At 35.6% G+C, this 25,125-nt stretch carries 21 protein-coding genes; 15 read left to right on the forward strand and 6 right to left on the reverse strand.

Annotated features, from left to right (window positions below; translation table 11 throughout):
- Positions 1-91: 91 nt before the first annotated feature.
- Both DPQ89_RS06000 and DPQ89_RS06005 read left to right on the forward strand, forming a co-directional pair.
- Positions 92-2,467: an ATP-dependent Clp protease ATP-binding subunit gene (locus DPQ89_RS06000; RefSeq protein WP_127716013.1), complete on the forward strand. Its 2,376-nt coding sequence runs from the start codon at positions 92-94 to the stop codon at positions 2,465-2,467.
- A gap of 88 nt (positions 2,468-2,555) precedes the next feature.
- Positions 2,556-2,906, forward strand: a complete 351-nt coding sequence (locus tag DPQ89_RS06005) for a Crp/Fnr family transcriptional regulator (RefSeq protein WP_127716014.1) — start codon at positions 2,556-2,558, stop codon at positions 2,904-2,906.
- On the opposite strand, the gene DPQ89_RS06010 is transcribed toward DPQ89_RS06005, so the two are convergent.
- Complete coding sequence (locus tag DPQ89_RS06010) at positions 2,903-3,475, reverse strand: leucine-rich repeat domain-containing protein (protein ID WP_127716015.1); 573 nt, start codon at positions 3,473-3,475, stop codon at positions 2,903-2,905. The genes DPQ89_RS06005 and DPQ89_RS06010 overlap by 4 nt on opposite strands.
- On the reverse strand, positions 3,465-6,644 hold the full coding sequence (locus tag DPQ89_RS06015) for a hypothetical protein (RefSeq protein ID WP_127716016.1): 3,180 nt from the start codon (positions 6,642-6,644) through the stop codon (positions 3,465-3,467). Before DPQ89_RS06015 ends, DPQ89_RS06010 begins: the two co-directional genes overlap by 11 nt.
- 250 nt (positions 6,645-6,894) lie before the next feature.
- On the opposite strand from DPQ89_RS06015, the gene DPQ89_RS06020 reads away from it, so the two are divergent.
- Positions 6,895-7,302 carry a hypothetical protein gene (locus DPQ89_RS06020; RefSeq protein ID WP_127716017.1) on the forward strand — a complete coding sequence of 136 codons (408 nt, stop codon included), beginning with the start codon at positions 6,895-6,897 and terminating at the stop codon, positions 7,300-7,302.
- A gap of 2 nt (positions 7,303-7,304) precedes the next feature.
- On the opposite strand, the gene panD is transcribed toward DPQ89_RS06020, so the two are convergent.
- The 3 genes from panD to pgsA all read right to left on the reverse strand — a co-directional run bounded on the left by panD (position 7,305) and on the right by pgsA (position 9,667).
- The gene (gene panD / locus DPQ89_RS06025) at positions 7,305-7,646 is read right to left on the reverse strand and encodes an aspartate 1-decarboxylase (RefSeq protein ID WP_127716018.1); all 342 of its coding nucleotides are present in this window, start codon (positions 7,644-7,646) and stop codon (positions 7,305-7,307) included.
- A 136-nt stretch (positions 7,647-7,782) separates the two neighbouring features.
- Complete coding sequence (gene serB / locus DPQ89_RS06030) at positions 7,783-8,985, reverse strand: phosphoserine phosphatase SerB (protein WP_127716019.1); 1,203 nt, start codon at positions 8,983-8,985, stop codon at positions 7,783-7,785.
- A complete protein-coding gene (gene pgsA / locus DPQ89_RS06035; RefSeq protein ID WP_127716020.1) occupies positions 8,978-9,667 on the reverse strand; it encodes a CDP-diacylglycerol--glycerol-3-phosphate 3-phosphatidyltransferase in 690 nt (229 codons plus the stop codon). Before pgsA ends, serB begins: the two co-directional genes overlap by 8 nt.
- Before the next feature lie 166 nt (positions 9,668-9,833).
- On the opposite strand from pgsA, the gene DPQ89_RS06040 reads away from it, so the two are divergent.
- The 11 genes from DPQ89_RS06040 to DPQ89_RS06090 all read left to right on the forward strand — a co-directional run bounded on the left by DPQ89_RS06040 (position 9,834) and on the right by DPQ89_RS06090 (position 18,476).
- Positions 9,834-10,562: a PilZ domain-containing protein gene (locus tag DPQ89_RS06040; RefSeq protein ID WP_127716021.1), complete on the forward strand. Its 729-nt coding sequence runs from the start codon at positions 9,834-9,836 to the stop codon at positions 10,560-10,562.
- A gap of 198 nt (positions 10,563-10,760) precedes the next feature.
- A complete protein-coding gene (locus DPQ89_RS06045; RefSeq protein ID WP_127716022.1) occupies positions 10,761-11,102 on the forward strand; it encodes a hypothetical protein in 342 nt (113 codons plus the stop codon).
- 121 nt (positions 11,103-11,223) lie between these two features.
- The gene (gene glpX, locus DPQ89_RS06050; RefSeq protein ID WP_127716023.1) at positions 11,224-12,177 is read left to right on the forward strand and encodes a class II fructose-bisphosphatase; all 954 of its coding nucleotides are present in this window, start codon (positions 11,224-11,226) and stop codon (positions 12,175-12,177) included.
- 13 nt (positions 12,178-12,190) lie between these two features.
- Positions 12,191-12,616, forward strand: coding sequence for a type II toxin-antitoxin system RatA family toxin (locus DPQ89_RS06055; RefSeq protein WP_127716024.1), 426 nt, complete (start codon positions 12,191-12,193; stop codon positions 12,614-12,616).
- A 2-nt stretch (positions 12,617-12,618) separates the two neighbouring features.
- On the forward strand, positions 12,619-12,939 hold the full coding sequence (locus tag DPQ89_RS06060; RefSeq protein ID WP_127716025.1) for a hypothetical protein: 321 nt from the start codon (positions 12,619-12,621) through the stop codon (positions 12,937-12,939).
- Positions 12,932-13,648: a YggS family pyridoxal phosphate-dependent enzyme gene (locus tag DPQ89_RS06065; protein WP_127716026.1), complete on the forward strand. Its 717-nt coding sequence runs from the start codon at positions 12,932-12,934 to the stop codon at positions 13,646-13,648. The genes DPQ89_RS06060 and DPQ89_RS06065 overlap by 8 nt, the downstream gene beginning before the upstream one ends.
- A 190-nt stretch (positions 13,649-13,838) precedes the next feature.
- Positions 13,839-14,786, forward strand: a complete 948-nt coding sequence (locus DPQ89_RS06070; RefSeq protein WP_206611139.1) for an isopenicillin N synthase family oxygenase — start codon at positions 13,839-13,841, stop codon at positions 14,784-14,786.
- A 158-nt stretch (positions 14,787-14,944) separates the two neighbouring features.
- Entirely contained in the window at positions 14,945-15,949 is a 1,005-nt protein-coding gene (locus DPQ89_RS06075; RefSeq protein ID WP_127716028.1) for a hypothetical protein, read from the forward strand.
- On the forward strand, positions 15,937-16,779 hold the full coding sequence (locus DPQ89_RS06080) for an alpha/beta fold hydrolase (RefSeq protein ID WP_127716029.1): 843 nt from the start codon (positions 15,937-15,939) through the stop codon (positions 16,777-16,779). Before DPQ89_RS06075 ends, DPQ89_RS06080 begins: the two co-directional genes overlap by 13 nt.
- On the forward strand, positions 16,772-17,656 hold the full coding sequence (locus DPQ89_RS06085) for a fatty acid desaturase (protein ID WP_127716030.1): 885 nt from the start codon (positions 16,772-16,774) through the stop codon (positions 17,654-17,656). Before DPQ89_RS06080 ends, DPQ89_RS06085 begins: the two co-directional genes overlap by 8 nt.
- Positions 17,657-17,663: 7 nt before the next feature.
- Positions 17,664-18,476, forward strand: a complete 813-nt coding sequence (locus DPQ89_RS06090) for a fatty acid desaturase (RefSeq protein WP_127716031.1) — start codon at positions 17,664-17,666, stop codon at positions 18,474-18,476.
- On the opposite strand, the gene DPQ89_RS06095 is transcribed toward DPQ89_RS06090, so the two are convergent.
- Entirely contained in the window at positions 18,448-19,353 is a 906-nt protein-coding gene (locus DPQ89_RS06095; RefSeq protein WP_127716032.1) for a hypothetical protein, read from the reverse strand. The two genes, DPQ89_RS06090 and DPQ89_RS06095, sit on opposite strands and share 29 nt — an antisense overlap.
- Before the next feature lie 288 nt (positions 19,354-19,641).
- On the opposite strand from DPQ89_RS06095, the gene DPQ89_RS06100 reads away from it, so the two are divergent.
- Positions 19,642-25,089 (forward strand): hypothetical protein, encoded by a 5,448-nt coding sequence (locus tag DPQ89_RS06100; RefSeq protein ID WP_127716033.1) that lies wholly within the window; start codon positions 19,642-19,644, stop codon positions 25,087-25,089.
- Positions 25,090-25,125: the final 36 nt, after the last annotated feature.

Consider the following 25,125-nt stretch of genomic DNA (forward strand, 5'->3'; position numbering starts at 1 on the left):
AATGTCCTCATACCTTGACTCTTTTGAAAATGAACACATCTTGTTTGTAAGAAAGAATACTTATGTAAAGTATTGTATTTAAGGAGTTATTATGAATAAGTTTGATTCCATTGTTACTGGATCTCTCGATATCGCTCAAACACAAGCGCTAAAGAGAAAGAACACTCAATTACACGCCTTGCACCTTCTTTGGGGGCTTGTATCTAATCCGCAAACCTTTTTAAGTAGGGTTCTAAAAGATAAGTTGAAGGATATATCAGCTAAGTTAGATCTTTTACCGACTTCATCTACTGCTGTGTCTCTTGAAAATATGAGACCTGATTCTACTTTTAGTGAGTGGCTTACTTTTGCAAGTGGTGAGGCCGTACAAAATTCGAAAAGTGAAGTAAGCGAAAAAGAACTTCTAAAGTTTATGCCTCAGATATTTCCTGATTTGGAAATCGATTACTCAAAGTTTGATATTAATAATGAAGAAAGTGAAGTTCCTAATTTTTTGATTAACCTTAATGAACTAGCTCAAAGCGCTAAATTGGACCCAGTTATCGGACGTACTAAAGAAATTAGAGCGGTAATGGAAATTCTTGGACGTAGAGCTAAGAATAACCCGGTTCTGGTAGGTCCTGCTGGTGTAGGTAAAACGGCCATTGTTGAAGGTCTAGCTGAGTTAATTGTTAAAGGAAAAGTTCCAGATGTTTTAGAAGGCAAGATCGTCTATTCTTTAGAAATGGGCGCTTTGATGGCCGGGACAAAGTTTCGAGGAGAGTTTGAAGAACGCCTCCAAGGTCTTATTGCATTTTTAAAGGAGCAGGCCGGCCAGTGTATTCTGTTTATTGATGAGATTCATCAATTAGTTGGAGCAGGTAAAACTGATGGTGCAATGGATGCTGCTAATCTTTTAAAACCTGCTCTTGCACGTGGGGAGCTTCACTGTATTGGGGCCACTACGGATGAAGAATATCAAAAATATATTTTAGGAGATTCAGCTTTAGATAGACGTTTTAGACCTGTTCCAGTTAAGGAGCCTTCTAAAGAAGATGCTATTGAAATTCTGATGGGTGTTCGAGAAAAATTGGAAGCACATCATGGTATTAAAATATCTGATGAGGCCATCTTCAACTCTGTAGTACTATCTGATCAATACATCAAAGATAAAAATCTTCCTGATAAAGCAATTGATCTTATAGATGAGGCTGCCAGTGCTTTAAAGCTCTCGGCCGAAGCAATGCCTGCAAAGTTAGTGGAGCTAGAGTCAGACATTAGGTCTAAGAAAATATATTCACAAATTGAAAAAGATAAGAGTAAGGCCAAGAAATTAACTGAAGAAATTGCTATTCTCGAAAAAGACTTTGAACAGCAAAAGAAGACTTGGGAAGAAGATGTACTCTCTATGAAGAAAGTATCTGAACTCAAAGGAAGGCTTGATCGTTATAAGTTTGATCTTGAGCAAGTAGAGAGAAATCAAGATTATGAAAAGGCCAGTGAGCTAAAGTATTCATTGATTCCTGAAGTTGAAGCTCAGTTAGAAAGTCTTAAGCATGAATGGGTTTTAAATGTTAAAAATATTGCTCAAGTCATTTCGAGACTTAAAGGTATTCCTTTAGAGAAAATTCTAAAGACTAAACAAGATAATATTCTTAAGATAGAAGATTATTTAAACTCTAGGGTTTATGGACAACAGAAGGCCTTGCATGAAGTTAGTGAAACTCTTATTTCTTCACATGCTGGTCTTAGTGACCCGTCTAGACCTTTAGGTTCCTTCTTATTAGTAGGACCATCAGGTGTAGGGAAAACTGAAACTGCTAAATCTCTAAGTCAGTTTCTCTTTGATAATGAAGATCAGATGATTAGATTGGATATGTCCGAATACTCTGAGAAACATTCAGTGGCCAAACTCATAGGAGCACCTGCTGGTTATGTTGGATATGAAAATGGTGGAGTTCTTACTGAAGCAGTAAGAAAGATGCCTTATGCAATTCTTCTTTTTGATGAAATTGAAAAGGCCCACCATGACTTTTCAGATATTCTCTTACAAATTCTTGATGATGGTCGCTTAACTGATAATAAAGGTAGAACTATTGATTTTAGAAATACTATCATTATGTTGACTACAAACTCGAAAAATCTTGAGCTAGAGTTTAAACCTGAAGTTCTTGGTCGTATCGATTCAATATTAGAATATGACGAGTTATCGAAAGATGTAATGGTAAGTCTTGTAAAAAAACAAGTAACTTTACTTAATGATCGATTATCACCTAAAGGAATTTCTATAGAGTTAGATGATTTATGTTACACGGAGCTAGCTGCTAGAGGCTATGATCCAAGATATGGAGCAAGACCGCTTCAATCAGTATTTAATAGACTTGTTATCCGTCCTCTTTCTAAAGAGATTTTGAAAGGCGATAAGCTTTCGCAAAATATTAAAGCAAAATGGTCGGATGAAAGTTCTGCGCATATTATTTTTAACTAATCTACTATGGGCCTACAATTAGTGTAGGCCCTTTACAAGAATTTGAGATTTGCTAGAATAAATCTATAAATTTGTTTAGGAGAAAATTGTGTCTAATGAAGTTCTAGAGCTCAAGGCCGGTGAGTATGTAATGAGAGATGGAGAAGAAAGTACGCAGATGTATTATCTTCAAAGTGGCTCACTTGCTGTCTATAAACTTAAAGGTGGAGCTGAACAGCAAATTGGTACAATCTATTCTGGAGAGTTAGTTGGAGAGATGTCTTTTCTCGATAAACAACCGCGTAGTGCTTCTGTTAAGGCCATCGGTGAATGTAAACTTCTGGTTATTCCTCACGACAAGTTTGAAAAGTATTTCCAAGACCAACCAGCTTGGTATAAGGCCCTAATAAATACTCTTCTTGAAAGACTTCGTAAGGCGAATACACGAATACGTATTTAATTAATGATAATTTTAAATTCTTCAAATATTCTTTGTTTTTCTTCTTCACTTAATTGATTACCATCAAGAGATAGATGGTTTAATTTCTTTAGTAGACTGATTGATTTTGGTAAATGAGTAATTTTATTACTATCCAAATTGAGTCTTGTAAGTGATGTTAGATTAAATATTGATTCACTAATAGTTTCAAGTGAGTTATTCGAAAGATTTACTTCACTGAGTGAATCTTGAATGAAGAACCAGTCTGGTAACTCAGTTATTTTATTTCCACTTAAGTCTAGAAAGCGAAGACTTTTAAAGACTGTCTTAGATTCTGGAATAGTTATTATTTTTGTATTTTTAAGCTTTAACTGAACGAGGTTAGTTAGTTCAAAAATAAAACTTGGAAAGTCTCTTACCTCTGGACAAATGATGCTTAGTTTTTGAAGTTGCTTCAAGTGAGAAATTTCTTTAGGTAGCTCTTCAATTGTTGGAGAGTGTATTTCCAGATTTAAAATCCCGCTATCTTGAATATCATTTAAAGGAAAGCTTACTTGACCTTTTCTTAATTTAATAAGTTTAGAGACCATCAATACTTTCCTTCTTTTTCTTCTTTAAAAGAATAGGCATTGCCGAGTATCTGTAGCGTTTAGAAATTTGTTTAAAAATACCAATTTTTGAATCAAGCGATATTCCTTCTTCTTTAGTATATACTTGTCCGTCTTGTCCTGTATAACTCCCCCCGGAGTTGCTAGAAGAGTACTGATTTTGTGAAGAGCTATTATTAAGTTGCAACTGTCTTCGCTCTTTTTCTAAAAGATCTAAGTCTACATCTCCAGTGTCAGTTTCATCCATATTATCAAAATTCACTTTTCCAAGAGAAGAGGCTAGTGAGTTCTTGTTATTTAGGGCCGATTTTGAAGATTTCTTAGAAGATAGACCCACTAAATCTCCATTAGGATTCAATTTTTTTGAATTTTTTGAATTATCTGAGTTATTCTCTGCTGCATCTTTTTGATCTTCAATATTTGTCGATGAAGAGTTAGCTGCTAGTGAATTTAGATTTTTTACATTGGAGGAGTTTTTCGAGTTTGAACTTTCCTTAGTCTTATTAATTGAAGCTGACGTATTTTTAAAACTCTTATTTTGAAACTTCTCAATATCTTCATTTAAGTTACCTGCTAACTTAGTTTCGAGAACTCGTTTCTTTAACTCACCAATAGCACTAGATGACTCAGTTATTTTATTAAAATTGGTTTCTCCTGAATTTAAATTCCCTTGTGAAAAATCATTAATACCGTCTATTATAAACTTCGAATTTGTAGCTAGATCTCCTGGAGCAAATGACCCAAATGATGGCATTACAAAACGTGAACAAGAATTAGTATTCTTACATGCACAGCTTGAATCTACGGCTATGACTCCTGCACTATTTCCTGTTAGACACACTGGTTGTCTACCATCTTCAGTCACTGCGGCGTCAGTAACACCTTTGGAAATTCCAAAGTGATCTCTGGCCTTATTTAAAAGTTCAGCATAGATTTTATTAATTCTTTGAACATTAGCTAAACTTGTAGCGCCATTGTCGATATTCTTTTCAAACATTTTAAGAACACTTGAGAGATATGCCAGCCTTGTTTCTGGAAGTGGAAATCCACTTTGTTCAATTAATTTACCATTTGAGCTTGGAGCATTCTTACTTATAAATGAATAAGTTCCATTCATCATTGATTGATTTGGGAATAGATGATCAATAGTTACAGGATTCTTTCTAAGATCGACTTTTAATGAAGCATTGTGCGTTTGCAGACTCCATGCTCCGGCCTTCATTGTCAAATACTCTCTAAAAGATCCTGCTTGAGAGTGAAAACCAAGTCCTTTATTAATCTCTGCAGCGTGAGCGTTTGTAAAGAATAATTCAGCAAGATTTGGAAAGGAGAGTGCAAATTTTAAGTTAATCCTATCACTTGGTTTATATAGCCCTGCGGTTACCCTTTGCATGATAACACTCTTTGGGTAGATAAGTGCTACAGAGTCAGGGTTATTTAATTGATCAATAGTGGGCGCCGAACCTGGATAATTACACATCATATGGGTGTGTATTCTTGTTTCTTGAAGTTCTTTTTTCCACTTGGCAATATCTTTATTGGCCTTTTTTAGATCTTTTCGATACCCATTAAGTAGATAGATTGCTGCAACAATGGCCGCGGCTTGGCAGCCATAGCACGACGAGTTTATGGCATATAAGATTGCAATAATTGCTATGTAAATATTTATAGAACTTTGCGCTTTCTTTTTTTCTGCTTTGGCTTTATTTAATTGGGCCTCGGCTGCAGCTGTGAGAGAGTTTTTTGACGTTACTTCCATAAGGGCTGCTGCATGTGCAGCTTGAAATAACTTCAAGGCCTGTTGTTGTGAAGCAACCTTTCTTTGCGTAAACTCTTCTAACTTGTTATAGAGATTGGCCATTCTTTCGATTGAGGCAAATTGTTCGTCTTCGTCATCAGCAGCAACATTGTCATTTTCAAAAAGACCTTTTCTGCCATCGTCTGTTATACAATTGGTAGTCGCATCTTCGGTTTTTAAATCTTGAAATTGTGGATACTGTCTCTCGTTTGCACTTCTTTTTTGATCTGCTGAGATTTCTTCTAAGGAAATACATTTAAGAATACACTCCTTAGCAAGCCGAGTGTATTCACTGGAATTATTTAGGTGGTTCGCTATATACGTGGCTGTAGCAGCTTTGAAAAGTACATAAGATCTTGACTTTACTCTTGAGAAGTCCACACACTTTAAATTACTCATTCCTGCAGAGGCCATTGAAAGAGTTTCGAGATTTGAAATAGTACTTCTTCCTTGATCTGTAGATTCATCAGGGGCCATCATTGCCTTTTCAAAAATCATGAAATCTGCATTATTTGCTGACTCTAATTGAACATCTGCAATCCTTTGTTCGGCAAGTGCTAAACTTTCATTTGCTTTTTGCTCTTGTGACTTTATCGCAGCTATGAGCGCTCGATAAGCTGCTTCTTGTGGTGTTGCAGCTGCTCTAGCTCCTTGTACAGCTTTATCAGCATTTGCAACCGAGTTTCTTCCATCTACTAGAGCATTTCTTCTGATCTCAGCTCTGATACGAACCTTTCTAGTTAATAATTGCTGTAACTGTGAATCAACTTTGAATTCCTCTGCTCTTAGAAGACTGAGCTGGCTTCTCTCATTTGCGCTTAAATAGTGATCACGACTTGTAATAGAATTAATTTTAGATTGAATTGATTGAAGCTCATTCTTTTTGGCCGAAATCTTTCCATCTAACTCGCTTTGTTCTTTTTCAAGGGCCTTTTGTTTTTCAATATTATTAGATTGTCCAGGCTCTTGCAGTCCTATACCACCCGTTGCCGAGTTGAGGCTTTCACTATTAGAGTCTAGTTGCGCTCGTTTTGTCTCAACATCAGTAAAAATATTATCAATTTGACTGAAACCTTGTTCCATTAGATTTTTTCTATATTCACTCTCAGCTTGACGATTATCTTCTAATCCAGATGTTGGAGTTTCACACTTTGATGTATTGGTGGTAAGACCATGTTTAGCATCATTTTCTTCATGGGACTGTTTAGTTTGTGACGCTTGATTTTCTTGAGTTGTATCTACTGTAACATTCTTTGCTTGAGCGTAGATTGAGCTTATATCTACGAAGAATAAAGACCAACAAAGGGTCAAGTTTAAATAGGTAGTTAGTCGCTTTGAGATGTTCTTCTTCATAACAGTTTCCTAGTTTTTAAACTATAGGTCTATTTTATTATTAAATACTTTTTATCCATACCAATTATACCGTTTTTCTAGCGACTTAGCTGTTTAGGCCAATAATTCCCAATATATAAGTATTGTATATTTAATTTAAAAACACTTTTTCTCAAAAATTAGGCGCCTCATTTATCGGGCTGTGTTGAAAATTAGAAAGATTTTGTGTTTCTTAGCTTTTAAGATAAGATATTCACAACTGGAGAATTATATGAAAGCTGTGTTAATGGTCTTTTTTTTAACGACAAATATTTATGCTCTCGATTGTGCAAAGGAAATGGAAAAGTTGTGCTCTAGTGCAAAGGGCTCATTTGCCGAATGTATAAAAAATAGCACTTCTAAATTACCAGCTAAGTGTCGTAGTGATGTGCAAGGATTAGAAAATATGTCCAATGATCTGGGTGCACTTTGTATGAGTGACATCATGAAATACTGTCCTATCACTATGGAAGATATTGATAAAGACCCTAAGCTAGTTTCTGAAAATCAATCGAAATGCATGAAGGCCAATAAGAAGAACTTTTCTAAGAAGTGTTCTAAGTTAATCGATGATATGGCCAAAGCATTTGGTGGGAACTTTGATAATGAGTCTGGTGTAGAAGTTAAGAAAATTGATTAGGACTATAGATAACGAATGAATTTATTTTCTTTGTCTACTAAGATGCACTTTGGTTCAACTGGATTTTCACTAAACTGAAAACCAATTATAATAACTTCTTCACCTTTCTTTATAAGATGAGCGGCTGCACCATTTATACAAATTTCGCCCGAACCTCGAACTCCTTTGATGACATAAGTTTCAAGTCTAGCACCACTAGTATTTGAGACGATCAAAACTTTTTGTCCTGGCCACAAGTCGATTTTTTCTAATAGTTCTTCGTCAATTGTTACAGAGCCGACATATGAAATATCTGCTTCAGTAATAATTGCTTTGTGAATTTTACTTTGTAAGAGCTCTCTCATTACATTCTCCAAAAAACTAAAGTAAGAGTTTTAATACTTTTGTGACAAACTTCCAAGATTAATTTTGAAATTTAGACATATTTTCAAGGACTATTTATGTATAAGTCCTTGAAAACTTGATGTCTCTAGGAATTATTTACAGTAGATTCTCATGACCAGGAATCCCTAAGAAGTAGAGAATACTAGTCATTGGTCCATGACTCATATGTTGTTGTGCTTTCTTTTTTACAATTTCCTTAGCATGAAAGGCGATCCCTAGGCCTGCTGTTGCCAGCATCGGTAGGTCGTTTGCACCGTCTCCAATTGCAACGACTTGCTCTAAAGAGATGCCTTCTTGTTGAGAAATAAGCTTAACTAGTAAGGCCTTTTGTTCTGCGTTTATGATAGTGCCAGTTACTTTACCAGTAAGTTTTCCATCTATGATTTCCAACTCATTAGCGAAGGCATAATCCAGACCTAGCTTCTCTTTTAAAGCATAGGCGAAGTAAGTAAAGCCGCCAGATATTACTGCAACTTTATAACCTAGTGACTTGATGGTTTTGACAAACTCTTCAACTCCAGGAGTCAGAGGAAGGTTCTTTAGGATCTCATCCATTTTTGATGCTTCAAGACCTTCTAGTTTAGAAACTCTCTTTATTAAGCTTTCGTCGAAGTCCATATTTCCATTCATGGCCTCTTCGGTAATCGCTCGTATTTCTTCGCCAACACCATGTGCGTCAGCAAGTTCATCAATGACTTCTGTTTGAATTAGGGTAGAGTCCATATCGAAAACAATTAGTCTCTTACTTCTTCTAAAAATATTATCCTTCAAAAACGCTACATCAACTTGGTGACCATTAGACGTCGATATGAGTTCTGATTTTACTTTTTGCCAGTCAAGTCCAATTGGAACTTCAGTTGATATCTCAAGAGACCTAAATCCCTTTGGTGAGACTTTATCAATTCTCTTGATATTAATTCCGTGATTAGATAAGACTGTGGCAATGTCACAGACAAAGTTAGCTTCAATATCATCAACACTAACACAGTTGAGAATAAACTTTTCCATTTCTTCAACTTTCATTGAGTCCTGAGATTCAACAACTTTGTAATTAAGTTTAAGTCCTAGGTTATTCGCTGAGAAAAGTAGATCCTTTAGTACGTGATCATTTTCATCATTTCCTTCGTTTACTCTAATAACAAAACTTAGAGATAAGAGACCGTGGGTAACTGACTGTCCCATATCGAGTAAAGGGTTGTTCGTCTTTCTGATGATGTTCATTAATTCTGAGGTGATCCCAGGATGATCTGGTCCGCTCACTTTTATTAAGACATCTTTACCATTTAGTTCTTTAGGCATTTGATTCCTTCTTTAGATTTTTCTTCTTAGCTAGTGCTGCAGCTCTGGCCTGCTTTAATTTCTTCATTGTTGAGAATGAGTAAAAGGCAGCAGAATATAGCGAGAGAATAGCAGCGATATATATAAAGGCCTTCCCCATCTCAGGAAAAGGTATTCCAAATGGTCTATCATTAGCAAGCAGCATAGGTATTGCAACCATTTGTAGAGCAGTCTTCCATTTTCCTGAACTATCAACTGGGACTGTAAAGCCTTTTTCCATAGCAAGGAGTCTGAGTGCGGTAATGTAGACCTCTCTTAAGACTAGAATAATAACGAGTAGAGGTGGAACTCTTCCAAGAGTTTGCAATAAAATGAGTGAGGTGACGACAAGGAACTTATCTGCAATAGGGTCTAAAAATGAACCAAATACCGTAACAATTTTTCTCTTCCTAGCAATATAGCCATCAAAGAAGTCTGTAATGGAAGCCGCTACAAATGTCCAAGCCGCAATATAACCGAGATGAAAGTGATAAGGTCGAAACATTTCCCAGTCCTTACTCATAAGAAGTACCGCAGTTATAATAACGGGAATTAATAGGACACGGAAAATAGTTAACCGATTCGGAAGGTTATCAATTTCCCATTCCTGCGCTTTCGCATTTGATAATTCTTCAGGGTTGTGGTCAATATTTTCGTTACTCATAAGAGTTCCTAAGCTGAATTTAATAGTATCTTAGCTTTTTATACCAGAATTTTGAGGATAATTAAAAGAAATCATTACATTTTTGTCTCATATGGTGATGTTTTCCACCTAATAATTATTTTTGAATCGAGCTAGAATTATCTGTGTATTAATAATAGGAGATTACATGGAGCGCCATTTAAATTTGATAAAGACTGACTTTGAACAAACTGAAAAGAGGATATTTCCTCGTTTTCCTTTTAGCTATCTAACATTTAAGGCAGATAGTACAAGTTCAGAGAGAAATGTCTTCGAAATAAAGGATATTTCATATACTGGGATGCAACTTTGTTTAAAAGATGGTGGACATGATTTCACTCCTGGGAGACAGATCAATGGAACGGTTCATTGGCAAAAAGCTTCTCTTGATACTATTGGCACAGTTAAATGGGTTAGTGGTAGTAGAATTGGAGTTGAGTTCTCCAGTGAAAATGACTTTGATAAAAGTGTAAAAAACTTCCTTTCAATAGAGAATATGGTTGATAGTTTAAGACCAATTCATAACTTCTCCCTTGAGTTGGAAATGCCGGCCAATTTAAAATACTGGTTGCGCGCAGACGGTCCTTTTGAAGTCTTCGTTTGGCGTCACAATGACGGTGAGCTTTCTCGCTTTCAAGTTCTTATGATGGAAAATTTCGTAGAATGGGAAGATGGCGTTGGAGTTAAAACCGGAAGAATAATTAGTAAAAGAGATCTAGACACACCTCTGATAACCGAAGATGAACTGGTTTTTAGCGTTGATGAAGGTGTTAATGGTGAAATGATTAGTATGTCTTTGGAGATACTAAAGAATATTGGTCCTGAGTTTCTGCCAACTGAGGCCAATGAATTTTTAAGAATGAAACTTCATTCTTAAGAGTTAAGAGCACTCGAAAGAGTGCTTTTTTTTTGTCATTTTAAATTTCGTCATGCCTCATATTATTCTCATAATATGGATAAACCCCTTAAACTTTTATGGCCAATCTTAAGTCTCTATTACATTTGACTCCGTTCAAGAATTGGCAAAGAATGAGTCTGTATCAACATGATGTTTGAATACTGCTGAGGAGATTTCATGAAGAAAGTATTTTTCCAAATCTTATACTATTTCTTCTTAACGAGTTCATGTGCTAATGGCATGGAATGTCATGAAAAATTACTTTCTAAAATATTAGCTCAAAATTCAGCCACGCAATCATTAATGAGGTTAGACTTTATTAAAATAATGGCCCCAAAAGAGCGATTCTTTGAGAGAAGAAAAATTCAGAAATTCATTATCAATCGTTACCATTTCCCAGTTTACTACTTTGAATCCTATGTCGAAGATGATATCTCGGCCAGCGTAAACCACTTCGTCTACTTATTATCCCCTAATGACTGCTCGATTCTAAAAAAGGCCACATTCAGTCATAGATAGTTGTGCAATGCCTCTAAAGAAGTCTAACAACGTGCCTTTTCAGATAATATATTTGGCCCTATACTTACTAATAATTACTATAATTTAAGCTAATATCTAAATATTAGAGGAGAAAATAGGCATGAACAGAAATTTGGCCTTAGAGTTTGTTAGAGTTACTGAAATGGCAGCTATCGCATCTGCAAGATGGATGGGAAGAGGAAATGAGAAAGCTGCTGATCAGGCCGCTGTTGATGCTATGAGAACTATGCTCGACTCAGTTGATTGTCGTGCGACTGTTGTTATTGGAGAAGGTGAAAGAGATGAAGCACCAATGCTCTATATCGGTGAAGAAGTAGGTTCTGGTAATGGTCCAGAACTTGAAATCGCACTTGATCCACTAGAGGGAACTACAGTTTGTGCATATGGTGGTTATAACTCAATTTCTGTTATGGCCATTGCCGAAAAAGGAAATCTTTTAAATGCTCCTGATACTTATATGAAAAAAATAGCAGTAGGTAGAGTTGGAAAAGGTGTAGTTGATATCAATGAAAGTGCAACAGAAAACCTTAAAAGATTAGCTGCTGCTAAGAAGTGTCGTTTACAAGACCTAACTGCAGTTGTACTTGATAGACCAAGACATCATGATCTTATTGAAGAGATAAGAACAACTGGAGCTCGTATTCAACTTATTGGTGATGGTGATGTTTCTGCTGGTATCGCTTGTTGTGAGCCGGACTCAGGGATTGATATCCTATTTGGAACAGGTGGCGCTCCTGAAGGTGTTATAACTGCTGCTGCTCTTAGATGTATGGGTGGAGACTTTCAAGGTAAACTTGAATTTAGAAATGACGAAGAGATTGAAAGAGCAAAGAAAATGGGTATTAGTGATATCAATAAAGTTTTCAGTATTGAAGAACTTGCTAGTGGGCACGTTATGTTCGTTGCAACTGGTGTTACTTCTGGAAACTTCTTAGATGGTGTACAATTTACTCCATGGGGTGCGAAGACTCATAGTATTGTTATGAGAAGTAAATCTGGAACAGTTAGAAAGATTACGGCCGAGCATCACTTTGATACTAAACCACGCTATTAATAAAGGATGATAAATGGCAAGTGTAAGTAGAACTGAAACTTTTGATGTAGAAATTGAAAAGCTTTACAATGTAATTCTAGATTATGGGTCATACCCTGACTTTGTTGATGGTGTTAGTACTATCAATATTCTTGAATTTAGTGAAGAAGGTGCAAGGGTTGAGTATGGACTCAATTTAATAAAGAAGTTTAAATATACTTTAAAACTTACTCATACAAGGCCTAATAAAGTTAGTTGGGAGTTTGAAAGTGGTGATCTTTTCAAGAGAAATAATGGTTCTTGGGAATTAACTGATTTAGGTAACGGAAAGACTGAAGTGGTCTATTCTCTTGATCTTGACGTTAAAGGCTTTGTACCTAAGTCAATCATAAGTAAACTAACTGATAGTTCACTTCCAGCAATGATGAAGGCCTATCAAGATAGAGCAAGAGGTCATTAGAAATGAACTCTAAAAAAGAAAAAGAACTTGGTATTGGAGATGTTATTAAGAAAGTTGTTTCAATTGGTGTTGGAGCAGCTTTTATGACTGAAGATACAGTTAAGAACTTATTGGGAGATCTTCCTCTACCAAAAGATATAGTTAATGGACTCGTTCAAAATGCAAAGAATGCTAAAGAGGACTTTTCGAACTCTGTAAGAGAAGAAATTAGTCAGCACCTAAGCAAAGTTGATCCAAAGAAAGTTATTGAAGAAGTTCTTGAAGACTATGATATTGAAGTAAGCGCAAAATTTTCTTTTAAGAAGAAAAAAGTTCATGAATAGAAAAGACCTACTAACAGCTCGCTTTAATGAGCTACGTAAAAATATTGTCGGAGTAAATTCCGAGCAAAAAAAAGCACAGATTACTTTAGTCGCAGTGACAAAGTACAGTCCTATTGAAGATATTCAATATTCATACGAAATTGGTCATAGGGCCTTTGGTGAAAACCGAGTCCTAGACTTACAAGAAAAGGCCGATAGCTTTGCAGCTGAAGGCATAACAGATATTGAATGGCACTTTATTGGTCACTTACAGTCTAATAAAGTTATTCGGCTGCTTAAAACTCCAGGCCTCAAATATATTCACTCTGTTGATTCATTATCACTACTACAAAATATTCTAACTAAAGAAGATCAACTACGATCTGATCGAGTAGGTTTATTCTTACAAGTTAATACAAGTGATGAAGATGAGAAATATGGCTTTCCCACTTATGACTCACTAGCTGGGGCGCTAAATTTATTTCTTGAGGCCACTGACTCAAAGTTCTTTCTCGCTGGTCTGATGACAATGGGAAAAATTAGAACTGATAATCAAATTGATGATGCTAGAAAATGCTTTATCAAATTAAAAGAATATAGGCATAGACTATTTGAAGACTTTGGCGTTGAAGGGCTGAAACTCTCTATGGGGATGAGTGCTGACTATATTGTTGCCATTGAAGAAGGGGCCGATTTCATACGTGTTGGTTCTACTATTTTCTCAGAATAAGCATCTAATCCATCTAATAATACCATCAAATGTATCTATTTATCATATATAGCAATCATAAGTATTTGATATTACTTGGATACTCTTCTTGGAAGTTCATTCTTATGCCTTTTATAAGTTTGACATTAATGAAGCATGGGGTTAAAAAACTTCAATATTATTTATGTTATTAGTATTTAACGGAGCAGTTATGACAAACGAAACAGTAAGAAAGGTACCTGAATTAAGTCTATTAAATTATATAAATGGATCAAGTTCTGACCAGATTAGTTTTGTAGATAACCTCATGTATGGACTTAAAGAGTATGGTTTTATTGTTTTAAAAGATCATACTGTCGATCAGCATAAAGTTGATAAGGCCTATGAATATTTAAGTGAATTCTACGCTCTACCAGTAAGTGTAAAAGAAAAGTACTGTGCTAATAACGGCGGTCAACGTGGTTATACGCCTTTTAAAGTAGAGCATGCAAAGGATAATGATAACCCTGATCTTAAAGAGTTTTGGCACGTAGGAAGAGAGCTTGCTGCAACTTCACCATATAAAGGTATCTACCCTGAAAATATTTGGCCTACTGAAGTTCCAGAGTTTAAAAATACATTTAATGAACTTTATAACTCTATGGATGCAACATCAGTTGTACTGTTAGAAGCGATTGGAAAAGGCCTAGACCTTCCTGAAAATTACTTTAGATCAATGGTAAATGATGGTAACTCAATCCTTAGAGCAATTCATTATCCTCCTACTAAAGGCGAAGATACGAAGAATTCTATCCGAGCAGCTGCCCATGAAGATATTAATCTAATTACAATGTTAGTTGGTGCGACTGAATCTGGCCTAGAATTACTAGATAAAGACGGAACTTGGCTTGCTGTTCAATCATCTCCAGGTGAGATCGTTGTAGATACTGGTGACATGATGAGTAGACTTACAAATAATGTTCTCCCTGCAACTACTCATAGGGTTGTTAATCCTACCAATGATGGCTCAAGAAGGTTCTCTATGCCTTTCTTTGTTCACCCTCATTCAAATGCAAACCTTAGCTGCGTTCCTAGTTGTATAGGGGATGGTGCTAAGTTTGAAGATATCACTGCAGGTGACTTTCTTATCCAAAGACTAAAAGAAATTGGTCTATATTAATTAAAAAATTCCTACCAGAGGTGTGTCCGCCTCTGGTTCTATAATTGTCTTTTCAGTAACTTATCTAGTGTTTAATCTCCTGACACCCCTGTAAACAATACTCAACTAAGTCAATAAAAATAACTTTCTTGCTAAAGTGATTATAACTAAAGGAAGTTATGAAATTTGATATCTATGACGAGCGTAAATTAGCTCGTCAATTGCAAATTCAAAAAAAGAAATCATGGGACTTTGATAAAGATATTCATTGGGAAATGGGTATTGACCTAAACAAGTCTCTATTGCCTCTAGATAATAATAGAGCGCTATTTCCAAATGCCTCACAAGAGGAGCTTAAAGTTATTTCTCAGCTGATGGGTCTAATTGTAGCTTCTACGATCTCTCAACTTGAGGAAGTTGCCTGCAAGTTGAAAGTACCCGTATGGGAGAAGTTTCTAAACAAACATCCAGTGAATCCAGAACTATTTGCATTAGGTGAACAATTCTTTGAAGAAGAGAAGAAGCACGCAAGAACTTTTAAAAGATATATCAATATGTTTGCAAGTGAAGTAAATATTGATCCTGACGATTTAAGTTCTATTTTACCAAGCTCAGAAAATTCAAGCATCGAAAAAATATATACTCTCAATTCTAATATGGGTGGCATGGCCATGTGGTGGCTAATAAGTGCTGTAGAAGAAGAGGCGATTCTTTTTTATCACTTCCTACATGAAGTAAAAGATTCAGTTGATCCGCTTTATTATCAAATTCATAGATGTCACTTTGAAGAAGAAGTTCGTCATAAGAGTTATGCTCAGATGATGCTTGAAGTTCATAAAGAATTTGAATCTGGACCAGTTTCACAAATGTTCAAGAAGGTTGATTTTATTACGGCCGAAGTTCTAAATATGACATGGACATTCAAACAACTATTGAAAGTTAAGAAATTAAAGAAGTATAAGAATCATCATCAGTTCTTTGCTACATTATCTAAAAGTATAGATCATATTTCTAATATGTCGTACTACCAGTTAATGCATACTTTATTTAACTCGACACCATATATTTCTCATACTCTACATCTATCGGAACATAAGCATGTAAAAGAGATGTTAAGTCGATATAAAGGCCTAAAGCTACCAATACCAAGTTCATCTCTAGGAGATATTAAGTGTATTGTATAGATACGATCATTCGAGGTGGTCAGAAAATTTACTTTATTAATGAAAATCATGACGAACAAAGAGATCTTGTTATTATGTTTCATGGTTTTCCTGATACTGCATATGGCTTTGATAAACAAATCACTCAGCTTAAAAAGAAGTATAATGTTATTGTTCCTTTTATGCATGGGACTCTAAATAATACTGATATCAGCTTTAAGAGAATCCACCCTAGAGAAATTATACTCGATGTTCAGGCCTTACTAAAAAAGTTTAACCCTTCAGAGAAGAGACGGGTTTTCTTAGTAGGTCACGATCTAGGATGTTTTACAGCGGTTGGAACCTATGAGGCATTTCCATATCATATTAAAGGTCTAGTCCATATTAATGGTCTTGGATTACAACAGTTTTATTCTAGAAGATTTAACCTCTCTCAAATATTAAAGTCATACTATGTATTTCTTGTGCAATTGAGTCTTGTTCGCTTCATAGTAACAAAGTTATTTCCTCAGTTCTTTTTGAATCTTATATATAGAATGTCATTGATTGATAAAAATAATAAAATCTATCAAAATGATAATTCCGTCTTTAAGGGAATTGAGATTTATAAACACCTATTTAGAAAGGTCTTTACCTACATTGGAGCACCAAGACAGAAGGTGCGGGTTCCAGCTCTATTTGTTTGGGGAAACAAAGATAAGTTTTTAGATATTCCTAGTACTGATGAAATAAATCAATTCTATGATAACGCTCAGATAAGAATTTTACGAGGTGGCCATTGGGCACATCATAGCAGTGGGGATCAATTTAATAGAATTCTCGATAACTGGTTAGGTTTAGCGAATGAATAAATTCAAAAAAAATCCAAATTATCTACTAAGTTATAGTATAGCTCATTGCATATTCTTCGCAGTGATTTGTTTATTACTAGCAGCTTTTAAGGGATTTTCTTATGAAGTTAACTTCAAGTCATATGATTCTCTTGTTGTCTTGTTGGCCATTATTCTATGTGGTCTTCCTTCTAGTGTGTTACATAACTGTGCTCATCGTAATGTTGGCCCAAGATTTACTAACGACTTAATAGGAGAGTTCTTAGGAACTCTCATGCTCTATGGCTATAGGGGCTTTACTCTTGGTCATATGTTTCACCATAAATATCCTGATAATCCTGAGTTTGATCCACATCCTCCTAGGGGCTATTCGTTTCTAAGATTTGTGATCTCTCCTGTAAAGGCAACATTAATCATTATAGAAAGAGCATACTTTAAATTCTTTGGAAATAACTCTAAAACTAGGGCCAATATTTCTATGCAAAAAACATTCTTCAACGTTTCGATTGCTTTAAAGGTTTTGTTTTGGTTTTTAGTCTTTGGGCTGAAGTACTTTCTAATTTTCTATTTACCGCTTTATGTATTAAATATATTTGTTTTTGCACATATTAACTACGCAACTCATATTGAAAATAGTGAAGGTAACTCTGAGATCATCAATCTTAAAGACGGCCTATATTATAAGTTTGTAAACTTGGTGTCTTTCGGTGGTTATTATCATAAGAATCACCATTTAAGACCACAGGTTTTTAATCCTTCAAAGATAATTGAAAGTGATGAAAATTATATTAGTTATGTTCCAGAGATTGATCTTAAGACTCCTAAAAGAAGCAAGATTTTTGAATTAAAATTAGTTAATGGTCTTGAGCAACTCTCTAAAAAGTTAAATTTAGAATAGGTTAATTATGAATAAGTACAAGAAAGATCCAAATTACTTTTTAGACTACTTTATAAATAATATATTTATTTTCTCTATACTTATAGTAGCTTTGATTCTTATTAAAAATGATTACTTCTCTTTTAATATAACTGGACTTAGTTTTCTCCTTATTCCCGTAGGTTTACTCTTAGGTCTTGTTGTCGCAACTGCTTTTCATAATGCAAGTCATGGCAATATTAGGCCCAGAATATTAAATACCGTCGTAGGAGAGCTCTGTGGAGCAATTGCCCTTGATGGTATGAGAAATTTTCGTGTTGGTCACATGTTACATCATATACATTCAGATGACCCTATTCTTGATCCTCATCCTCCGCATGGACTAACATTTATTGAATTCATTAAGACATCCAAGAATAAAACAATCAGTGTTCTTATTTCTAAGTATTATGAATATCATGGTGATACTTCGAGTAGTAGATCTAATATTGAAAAACAGCTTATCTGTTATAAATTCTCAGTTGTACTTAAACTTGTATTTTGGTTTTTATTGCTTGGGCCTATTGGTTTTTTCTTTTTCTATGGTCCTACTTTTTTAACATACTTTCTGGGTTTTGCTCACCTTAATTATATCTCACATGGCCTTGATGATAAGGGAGACGAGGTGATGTTTAATCATGACGGAGGAGTTTTCTATACTTTTATGAACTTCATGACGGCAGGTGGCTACTATCATAAGAATCATCACAAGTATCCAGGACTTTATAATCCTAAAAGAATAGACTTATTAGTATCAAATAAAAGTGAAAAATTTAAAATCTCAGACCAACAGACAACTTAGAATTTACCATTCCTGTTTCCTGTTCTTCACCTTCGGTGAAGATTTCACTTGCTACGATACTTTCAATCTGTAGTTCGATAAGTAGGGAGAAGAAAGACTCTTTTGGAACGGTTTCATAACCAAATCTGAAGTAGGGAAGAAGAGTTGCACTACCTGTTTTAACATTATCTCCAACCTCTGTAGATGATCTTCCAATACCACCTCCAAGACCAGCATATAGGTGAGATCTTGAATTTCTAAAATCATTGAAGTGATAGGTCACATCGCCAATTAGGAAGTAGCGTGTAGAGGGAATAATTCTCTCTGGATTTGTTCCTTCGTAAGAATCTGTGTCATATCTTAGACCTGCACCAAACTCTAAGTTTCTATTTAATCTATTCGAGTATAGTGCCTCTAAGTGTACTCCTGATCTTGGTCCTAGTGTTTCTGCTTGAACTTCAGATGTAGACTGGCTAAGAGATCGTGAGTAAGACGTTCTAAATGAGAGGTATGATCTTGTTACTGATCTAAGAAAATTCTCTTCTTTTTGAGCTTCAACCTCTTTAAGTTTTGTAATGATCACTTCATTCCAAACTCTCTCAAGTGAAGAGGTGAAAGTTACGATTTCATCCCTTTTAAATGGGACGGTTGCTTCTTTATCAAGCATCGTCCAAAGAGAGTAGTGTCTCGTAACTTCCTTGGCCCTAGCAGTGAAAGAAATATCTGAAGTTGAAAAAAGTGATACTTGTCCTTGGGAGACACCAGCATCTCTTCCTTTTCTGATAACAAAAGTCTTTGCTTGCTTTGAAACAGATTGCACGATCACAAGATTTTCATTGGCGAAAACTGGAGTGGACAATGCCAAGCATAGAATAAAAAGAAGAAAAGATTTTCTCATTAATACTATTTTAGTCAAAAAAACAAAATTTGAAAGGGGTAAGGGGTTCCTGATACCTGAGTGTTACAGTTGTATTTTTTTGTTAAATGACAATTTTATATGGCAATAATCTCGCAATATAGTTGATGAAATTTGTCTTAAAAATGCCTTAAGTGATCGAGTTTATTGAAGTTATATAACAAGTTTTCCCTATAATTTTTAATTCTTTCAAAATATAAGAAAGCTTACGATTTTCTTAAAGGTTGTGTCCTAAGTTTTCGATAAGTTAGCTAGAGTATTGGGTAATTTATGACTAAACGTTTGACAAATTTTTTAACTTTCGCATTTGCAATTTGTATTTTTGCATCTTGTGTTGCGGAAAAAAAATCTAAGTCTCCAAAGTGTGGAGTCGGCGAAGAGTTTAATAAAGTTTCTCAAAAATGTATCAACGTAAGACAGGCCCCGACTTCAACTCTTAATACGCTAGAAGTCTATGAAGACTCTGGTTCTACACTTTTTACTCTTAACTACACTGATGTAAACAATGATCAAGCAATTGATTGTCAGGTCTTTGATACAGAGACAAATATTGAAATAAGAACACCAATCCTTTCTAGTACAAAGGCCGATGCTCTAGCAATTCTTAATGAAATTAACTCATGCGCTGTTGGAGTAAATCCAATCACTCATCCAGTTGAGAGTGCGAGTGCAATTTCACAAATGAGCTTTGTTCAAATGGCCTATGATGCAATCCTTTCGACAGAAGATACAGTAGGACTTTATTCTGCATATAACCTTTTTTCCTCAAGAGTTGATAGCCTTGGTACATATTGCGAGTCAATTAGTGGCCAACCAATTCTTCAGTACTATGGAACTCTATCGAAGAATCTAAATACTGAGCTTAAGACTAAGGCCGAATGGATAAATAAGAGATGCTACTGTAGTGCCGGTCAATGTAGTGCTGAGCTGATTCCTGGCGAAAATATAAGTGGTGAATTTGGAATTTCTTATAATGTTACTGAAGGTGTAGATGGAACATCTGTAACTCGTCAAGTTCAGGTTTCTGTTATTCCTGTGAATGACCTACCTTACGCTGTTGATTTTCATGTTACAGGACTTGAAAGTACAACAACGAGCTCACTACCAATTAATTTTACAATCCCTTTAGGACGTGATGTTGAAAGTGATCAATCATTTTCTTTAACATATGAAATCGTGACTCCTCCTGTGAATGGAACACTCACAAGCTGCTCTATTGCTAATGATGGCTCTCTGGCTAACGATAGAAATTGTTACTATATCCCAACAGATAGTAACGCTGGTGTGACTCCGGCCGTAAATAAGATTGCTTCGTTAACTACACTTGGTGATAATGCAACTGACGGGATTCTGTATCAGGCAAAGACTGGTGGAGCAATGGGTGAGGCCATTTCTATCTTTTATAAGCAACATCCTTTATTAAATAGTGGCAATAATGTTCTTTTAGAGAAAACGGGACGTGAAATTACTATTTATATTGAAAATGAAAATACTTCAATTAAAGCAATTGTTGATGCAATTAATAATGATAAAGATATTTCTTCTTTTTTAACTGCGACCTCAACAAATACGGCAACAGAAAATACTAATATGCAAGAGGTCTCAGTGACTAAGGCATACCTTTCGGCCAGCAATACTCCTTTTGATACTTTTACTTATAGAGTAAGAGACGAGTCAGGTGTAAGTTTAGGGCTTGGTTATGGAAGTATTGATGTAGAGCTACAAGATGATCTTCCTGTTGCGGTACCGATTTCAAGTTTAGATCTAATTTTTACTGAAGATACTGAAAAGACACTTACTCTTTCGATTACAGATGCAGAAAATGACAACGCGGCACTTTGTTCAGTAAACCCAACTGATGCTACTTTTGTGGGTGCTCCTTCTACATCAAATCTTATTGAAAAAGGTACTTGTACTTGTTCTGGAACAGATCAGACTTGTACAGTGACATTAAAGCCTAAGCCTAATGTTACTGGTAATGCTTATTTTACTTGGAATATTACAGATGCAAACTCACAGGTAACAAGTACGCAATATGCTGTAGTGACAATAAATCCAGTTAATGATGTTCCTTTTGCAAGATATCTTTCAACTACTCATAATGAATCTGCGACAGCAACTGTTGATACAACACCTTATAGTTTTAGTTTTGCAAGTGGCCTCGATTTAGATGGAGACACCCTTACTTATACTTATCTAAATGATGGTGATATTGATGGAGGGACTTTAGGTGGATGTGTTGATGGTGCAAATAATATTAATATTGCAACAACTTGTACTTTCTATCCTAAAGATGGAAATATTAATGGGGTCTCTACTACTCTTGCTAATGGAACGCTTGCTCATAATGGTGGAAGCATTACATTTACTGCCAAGGCCTATGGCGAATCAGGAAACGATATAACTGTAAATTTAATTGGTGATGCGGGAGCTGCTAATTTTACTGAATATATAACGATAACTTCTAATAGTATTATTAATGTCTACTTAGAGTTAGGTGTTAGTGATTTAAATGCAGTGAAAACTGCAATCGATTCACATCCATATGCTTCTGAACTTGTTTCTGTTGCGGTTGGTACAAATCAGCTTGTTATTGCAAATACTACGACAAACTTAAGTGGGGCCGAAATAAGTGCACATAAGTTTAACTATCAAGTCACTGACTCTTCTGGCCTAACAGCAAGAGGAACTTATCATATTAATATTACTCCTGTTGATGATACTCCAGTAATATGCCCGTATTCAACTTATCCTACAGTGAAAGATTGTGGACTAAGTGGGTGTGTGAACACTGGATCGCCAACAGTGAAAGGTTTTGTTCCAACAGCAGCTGACCTTTATTATTATGATTCACAGTCTGCAGTTTGTTATAAGAGTAGTGGAACAACTGGAGCATACACTTGGAGTATTTTTACTGATTATTCTTCAGTTATTCCAAATCAAATTGTTCACCAAAATGGTTCCATTAAAATTAATAATATTAAAATTGATGAAGGTGGTGCAGATACAACTGAAGACGCGAATACTATTCGTATCACAAATGTGGAAGTATTAGATTCAGGGCAAAATCTTGTTCCAATCAAAACTGAAAATATTAAATTCTACTATGGTGATGTTGCCGTACCTATGTGTCTTAATACAGGAACAACTCCGACAACAATTTATAGCTGTGGTGGAAATCCAAATATTGGTGGAGCGGCCGGTGCTTCTTCACTCGATCTTGAAGACTTATCTATTGAGATTATTCCAACATCTTCAAAAGTAGGTGTTACTGATATTAGAATTAACTTCTCAGAGTATAGTGGTGCTACGGCCATTAACTCATTTACTTCTACGTTTAATTTAAAAATAGCTGATGTGGCCATTCAACATAATGGTTGGAGCTCAATTGTTGCTTCTGGACCAAAAGTTGATCATTTTGGCGATGTTAAAGATGAGAATCTTGTTTGTAATTATAGCGAAACCAAATGTAGTGGTGGAAAAGAATGTTCTGGGACATCAGCTGAGTTCGGCACAAGTTATGCTGATGAAGTTCATAGTGTTTACTACGAAACAACAAATAATAAGTGCTACTATGCAAGTACAGCAGGGCTTGGTACGACGACTTGGATAGAATTTAATACTTACTGTGGAGTAACTCCAAGTTACTTTGATAGTGGTTGTAATTCTGCTGAAGCTAGTTGTATTGGAACTTCAACACCTGCGACTGCACAAAAATTAAATTCTCTCTTTACGAAGATTCTCTATGTAGCTCCTACAGCTCCAAGTGTAACAGGAAGCTTAACCACAACTTGTTATAGATCTACTGGTCCTAATACATGGGAAGAATATAATGCTTTTGGCTCTGTTAGCTTGAAGTGGAACCCAATGGTACTAACTGGAAGCGGCTCTATTGCCGGTTACAATATTTTTAGAAGACTCTCAAATGAAGAATTTGACTATAAGTCACCAATCAATAAGAGTCTTGTTTCTGCAATAACGGTTCAGTATATTGATAATTCAACAAACTCTAAATTTGGGCCTATCCCAAATACAGTTTATTTCTATGAAGTGGTTCCTGTCGTTGTTGCGAGTGGTTCATCTGATCAATTCCAGATTAGAACAAGTGACTTTAATTCACAGGCGGTTATTAGAGTTCTTGTTCCTGGCGAAAATAAAAGTTTAGTACCAAGAGATATTGTCAATATCACGATGTGTAAGAAGTTAAATGATTCAAGTTCAACAGGTGAGATCTATTCTTATGATAGTACTTTAAAAACTTATACTTGTGCCTATGCAGGCCCTGGTGATAATGGAGCAGGAAAGTATGACTTAGGTCAAGACCTGATCGTTGATAGATTTGAAGCTGGTTGTCCTTATACAAAGTCGACTGATGTCATATCCTCTTGTTCTAGTGCAGCTGGAAATATTTCAAACGACGGGAGTTGTATTGGAGTGGTTGATCCTACAGTGGATACCGTATCAGTTTCAACTTCAGGACAAGGACAAGTTTACTATAATAGAAGTACAGGAAAATGTTATGAATTAACAGCAGGAACGAGTACTTGGACTGAGCTAGATAGTTTAGTAAGTTTCACAAATCTGGTTGCTAAATATTCTACAACTCAACTACCTCCACTTGTTCATATGTCACAGGCCAAGGCCAATACTTTTTGTAGTGAAGTTTCTACAAGTCCAATTCTAGGTCTATGTAGATTTTCGACTTCTGGAACAGGAGCTCCAGCTGGTGCAGTTTCTACTTACTATTTAAATACGGATACAAATGTTTGTTACTATAATAATGGTGGAACATGGGAAGAAAGAGGAACAAGTTTATCTTCTGAGCTTCCATCAAGAAAGTTTCAGGTGGCCTATTCTGACTGGGATTATGATTTAGTTTCTGATTCAACTGTTAATACTAGAGAAGGTGGTCTATCACTTAATTCGAACTCAAAGTGTAATACTTCTTCAGCAAATGGCCTTACGACATTCTATTCAGATGATTCATCACCTGTTGCGAATTCAATCTTTACAATTCCTGGTACGGCCTCTAGCGGAATCCGCTCCTTAATGACAGGGTCTTCAAAGACTGCTCTTTGTATTTCAAAGTACGGACTACAAGATACGGTTGGAAATGTTACAGAGTGGAGTAATGATAGAATGGATTGTACTGGATTTACTTGCCAGGGTCTAACTACTGTTAATGGAGCTTATATTGGTAATGCAAGTGATGATTTTGTGGCCACAGGAGCACCATTAATAGGAAATACTTTTGGAACCTATGCACTTGATGGTATTTCAGGACCATGTATAGATGTAGACTCAAATGGTGTTTGTGATGGATATTTGACTAGTTGGATCTATGATCAAAAAAGTAATGGAGCGAGTAGATTCTTTATTCCTATGGGTCTACCTGCTGTGACTACTTATGCTTCAGCTAATCCAACTCACTTAGTAAGTATGTTCTTTGAGCAAATAGGTATCTCAAGTGGTATAACTTCAACACAGATGCATGATGATACTATCGTAGTGAATCAGAACTTGCTTGACGATGGTAATAATGCTGCCAATACAGGTGGTTATGCTTCATTGGCAACTGGTGGAAGCTTTTTGAAAGGAAATGGCTCGGGTACTTATCATCTAGAGTTGATCCCAACTGTTGATCCTGTAAGAAATAAGGCCGTAGATATTGGTTTTAGATGTGTTGCGCCAGTCCCTGTTGCAGACTATATCGAATAGTAAAAACTCAAATTCTCTACTTTTAATTACTACTCC

The sequence above is a fragment of the Halobacteriovorax sp. HLS genome (assembly GCF_004006665.1).
Taxonomy (GTDB): domain Bacteria; phylum Bdellovibrionota; class Bacteriovoracia; order Bacteriovoracales; family Bacteriovoracaceae; genus Halobacteriovorax.